We start from the raw sequence: 4,563 nt of genomic DNA on the forward strand, positions 1-4,563 counted from the left end.
AGCATAAACGAGAAAAACAAAGCAATTAAAGCAATCACAGCTTCCAACCAGAAGAGGATGTGGTAAGACACGTATTGCGTGATCAATAGCGCCAAAAATGGGCCAAATGCGGTTCCTAAAATTGTCGCTAACGAGAAGTAGGCAATGCCTTCACTGCGGCGCGCTTCGGGAATAACGCGGACAACGGCGGTGTTCGTGACGGTCCCAGTAAACCCAACCGCAATTCCTTGCCAGAAACGAACAAATAGGAGATAACCGATGCCTAATTCGAGTTGGTAGGCTAACAATGAAGGTAAGAGGATTGCCATGCTAAGAATGGTCATTTGCTTAGCGGTGAGATGCTGGGTGATGAGACCAGAAAAAATACGAGCAATCATTGTCCCAATAATCGTCATGCCGGCAACTAAACCAGCCGTCGCGGTACTGACGTGGTAGGTTGCCACGGCATAGGGGCTGATGGCAACAAACAAACTATAAAAGGTCACCATGCTAAGTAACTGAATCAAAAACAATTGCGTAAATGGGCGATTAAATAACCGCTCGGTCTGTGTGGACATAGGGTGGAACTTCCTTTCACTTCTATCTAACTGAACGTTGCGTGTAAAAGGCGTAACGTGAAAAACAACTTATCTACCTTATCACTGCCAGGAAAACTAGTGCAAATGAAAAAGACCGCTGTAACTAGAATTTTTCGTGAAAACGGTAACAATTAATCGGTTAAGGGTGTATAGTATTAGGTATAAATGAGAAAAATAACAACTTATTTGGAGGATGCTATCCATGGAAGATTTTCGTTTTGTGAATAAGACAGACATTCGTTTTGGTAAGAATCACATTGATACGGAGCTGCATGATGCGGTTGCGCAATTCGGACAAAATGTCTTGTTGGCATACGGTGGTGGTTCAATCAAGCGCTCAGGTTTGTATGAACGTGTGATGAAGGCTTTGTCAGGCTTGAATGTTGTTGAGTTGTCAGGTATCGAACCTAACCCAAAGATTGACTCAGTTCGTGAAGGACAACGCCTTGTTAAGGAACACAATGTTGACGTTGTGTTGGCCGTTGGTGGTGGTTCTGTTATCGATGCGTCAAAGGTGATTGCTTCTGCTAAGTTCTACGAGGGTGATCCTTGGGACTTGGTGCTGGATGCGGATAAGCGTTACGCCATCGATCAATTGCCATTGGTTGATATTTTGACGTTGTCAGCCACTGGAACTGAGATGAACTGGGCATCAGTGATTTCAAACCCTGAGACGAACCAAAAGATTGGGACGTTTGGTCCAAACACGCCAGCTGTTTCATTCTTGGATCCACAATTGACGTATTCAGTATCAAAGTGGCAAACGGCAGCTGGATCAATCGATATCTTCTCACACTTGACGGAACAATATTTCGATCAAGCGAACGATACGGATATTCAAGATGGTCAAATCGAAGGCCTATACCGTGCGGTTATTAAGTGGGCACCAATTGCATTGGCAACGCCAGATAACTATGAAGCACGTGCAAACTTGATGTGGGCATCAACGATGGCATTGAATGGTTTGGTTGGATCAGGTAAGCAAAATGCTTGGACGGTGCACCCAATTGAGCACGAATTGTCAGCATTCTATGACATTACTCACGGTGTCGGTTTGGGTATTTTGACACCACGTTGGATGAAGTTTGTCTTGTCTGATAAGACAGTGGCAAAGTTTGCCCGCTTCGGTCGGAATGTCTGGTCAATTCAAGATGATGACGACCAAGTTGTGGCTGAAAAGGCTATTCAAGCAACGTATGACTGGGTTAAGTCATTGGAGGTACCAACAAACTTGCCAGGTGTTGAAATCACTAACGATGAACACTTCCAAGAAATGGCTGAATCAGCGGTAACGTTCGGTTTGGACAATGGTTATGTGCCAATGACACCAGCTGATGTGGTGGCTTTGTACAACGCATCAATGACGTCAGACGATTTTGAAAAGTAAGATTAATCAATAGCGGTACAGGTAGTGAAAGCTAGCTGTACCGCTTTTTTTTGCTAATTCTATCAAAATGGGTATATATTGGATATATTGTGATTTTTGAGAGGAGAGCGTTATATGCCCACAGGAGTTATTGTTAATGCACTAGCCGTATTAATTGGCGGTATTGTTGGTGGTGTTGGTGGTAAATACTTATCAGAAAAGTTTAAAACTGAGATTAATATGATTTTTGGTCTGGCGTCGATGACGATGGGGATCATCGCGATTGCACCGACCAAAAATATGGCCGCGGTTATTTTTGCTTTGATTATTGGAACCGCGGTTGGGTTGCTCCTGCATGTGAGTGCGTGGATTAACCGGGGAGCGTTCCAAATGCAACGCATCATTGCCCGGTTTGTCCCAGCAAACAAGACGCTTTCAGAAGAAGAGTTTTCGGCATCCTTGTTAACCGTTATTGTGTTGTTTGTTTCATCTGGCACCGGTATTTATGGAGCGTTGGTGAACGGGATGACTGGGGATGCCACCATTTTGATTACAAAGTCGATTTTGGACTTCTTCACCGGTGCTATTTTTGCAGCCAACTTAGGCTTTGTTGTGTCATTGATTGCCGTACCGCAGTTCGTTGTGTTGATGATTCTGTTTTTGTTGGCCGGAGTAATCTATCCACTCACGACGCCAGCCATGATAATTGACTTTAAGGCGGTTGGTGGTACCCTTATGTTAGCAACGGGGTTCCGAATGATTAAGGTACGCATGTTCCCGACGGCTGACATGATTCCAGCGATGCTGTTTATTATGCCAATTAGTTGGGCGTGGACGACCTGGGTTTTGCCGTTGCTAGCAAAGTAATAACAGCTTAAATGAGGGTGATGGCAATGAACAAGACAATTTTGAAGGCAATTGAGCGGATTCGCTGGAACACGGAGCACCATTTCTTGCACATCAAGAACCAGCATGAAATTGCGCCTCAAATTGGGGTGCAATTCAGCATGGGCTATACGGATGCCCGTTTTATCCAATTTTTTTTGGAAGACCAAGAAGATCAAACTGATTTGTGGGATGAATTCACGAAGACGTTCGAAGAGATTTCAGAATATGAATTGGCGTTCATAAAAGGGGGCTTGGCTGGTTTTAACGAACAATATGGTTCGGAAGACCAAATGAAGCACTATGAAGCAACGCAAACGGCGATGTTATTAATTTTGGACAAAGTACGTTTTCTTGCGCTAACATACTAAAATAACGTTTAAAGCACTGACCATGATGGCTGGTGCTTTTTGTTTTGGGGTGGGAATCTAGATGATATATTTTGGTATAAAACGGTTGGCACAAGTACAATTTGGGGGCCTAATTTTTCCTATCGCTGCTGACAAGTGCTATTATTATCCGTGAAGAAAAGACTTCATGAGATAAGAGGGGATTTACATCATGTTTGATTACAAAGCATTTCTAGCAGAACGGTCTGACCGTGAGATTACTGTTGCCGTTGTTTTGCGGGCAATGGCCGATCATGGATATTTGGGTGAGCGAGCCACGCAAGTACTATCTGAAACCACTGCCGAACTGGCTTCAGAGCCATTCCCAGGCGAGGCCGGTATGCGACAATTGTATTTGCACTTTAATGGTCAACAATTGGTGACACGGTTCAAGATTAATCGCGAAACTGGTGTCGTGACATTCCGTGATAGCTGGATGAATGATGAAGAGTCGCATGTGGATGATATGGATATGATTAACTATTGGTATCCAACTTACTTCCCAGACGGCAAGGTCAGCGATCGTGTTGCAGCGTGGTATGCTGTGGCGGATGAGAAATTGAATTACAAAGCATAAGTAAAACGCATGCCTACGATTAGCGTGGGCATGCGTTTTTATATATGTAATATGCATATTGATTGTACAAAATACTGGCGCTCGCTTGTGAAAAAATCCCACCCGTCGGACATTCACGAAATAGGCATGGAAAACAGATGGAAAAAGCGAAAAATCCGATAGTTCGGACATACAAAACGCAAACAAATGCCCTAAATTAGAAGAAAATCATCGGTACAATATTTTTATCGTGAATGAACAGCGTAAAACATGTAACTTTCTGCAGTAACTGGGAGGCAATGATTACGACTGGACATTGTTCGTTGTTACAGAGGAGAGTATGAAGTGATGAAAAAAATAAGGACGGCATCTCTGATCGCAACGTTATTGATGACGGTGTATATAGGGGTAGCAGTCAATGGCGGGACCATTCAGGCCAGCACGATTTTATCGCAGAAATCGTTGATGACCAGTACGCTGGTGGCGGCTCGGGATGTGACTACTGATGATAATCAGAGCATTGTTACAAATGTTATACAATCTATCAAAGAGACGTTGTCGAATTTGGCTGGGACGGAAACGGACCATGCCGAACCAATTGTGTCAGTTCCGGATGGGCAAACAAAGCCTACCCAGGTGACGGATGTGTCAGTGTCAGAAAATGAACATGATGAGCCCGTGATTGTCGGGGCGGTGGAAACACCAGAGTTAAGCGAGCGTCGTTGGGCCCGGGATGTGAACGCCGGGCGTACTGAGGCAACTGCGATGATGCCAGTCAATTTTGTTAAA

6 protein-coding genes are annotated in these 4,563 nt (G+C 44.2%); 5 read left to right on the forward strand and 1 reads right to left on the reverse strand.

The genetic code is table 11. From position 1 onward, the window contains the following. Positions 1-557: MFS transporter (locus tag WEIDD23_RS14620; RefSeq protein ID WP_242865451.1), on the reverse strand; the 557-nt coding region annotated here is incomplete at its 3' end. 223 nt (positions 558-780) lie between these two features. On the opposite strand from WEIDD23_RS14620, the gene WEIDD23_RS05945 reads away from it, so the two are divergent. From WEIDD23_RS05945 to WEIDD23_RS05965, 5 genes are all read left to right on the forward strand, one after another. Further along, positions 781-1,965, forward strand: coding sequence for an iron-containing alcohol dehydrogenase (locus WEIDD23_RS05945; RefSeq protein ID WP_010371253.1), 1,185 nt, complete (start codon positions 781-783; stop codon positions 1,963-1,965). A gap of 114 nt (positions 1,966-2,079) precedes the next feature. Further along, positions 2,080-2,811: a DUF554 domain-containing protein gene (locus WEIDD23_RS05950; protein WP_010371250.1), complete on the forward strand. Its 732-nt coding sequence runs from the start codon at positions 2,080-2,082 to the stop codon at positions 2,809-2,811. 26 nt (positions 2,812-2,837) lie between these two features. Beyond that, the gene (locus WEIDD23_RS05955; protein WP_010371247.1) at positions 2,838-3,200 is read left to right on the forward strand and encodes a hypothetical protein; all 363 of its coding nucleotides are present in this window, start codon (positions 2,838-2,840) and stop codon (positions 3,198-3,200) included. 190 nt (positions 3,201-3,390) lie between these two features. Further along, positions 3,391-3,795 (forward strand): hypothetical protein, encoded by a 405-nt coding sequence (locus WEIDD23_RS05960; protein ID WP_010371244.1) that lies wholly within the window; start codon positions 3,391-3,393, stop codon positions 3,793-3,795. 327 nt (positions 3,796-4,122) lie between these two features. Further along, the coding region (locus tag WEIDD23_RS05965; RefSeq protein ID WP_197458824.1) for a hypothetical protein at positions 4,123-4,563 on the forward strand (441 nt) is incomplete at its 3' end.

The sequence above is a fragment of the Weissella sp. DD23 genome, assembly GCF_001579105.1.
GTDB classification, from domain to species: Bacteria; Bacillota; Bacilli; order Lactobacillales; family Lactobacillaceae; genus Weissella; species Weissella cibaria.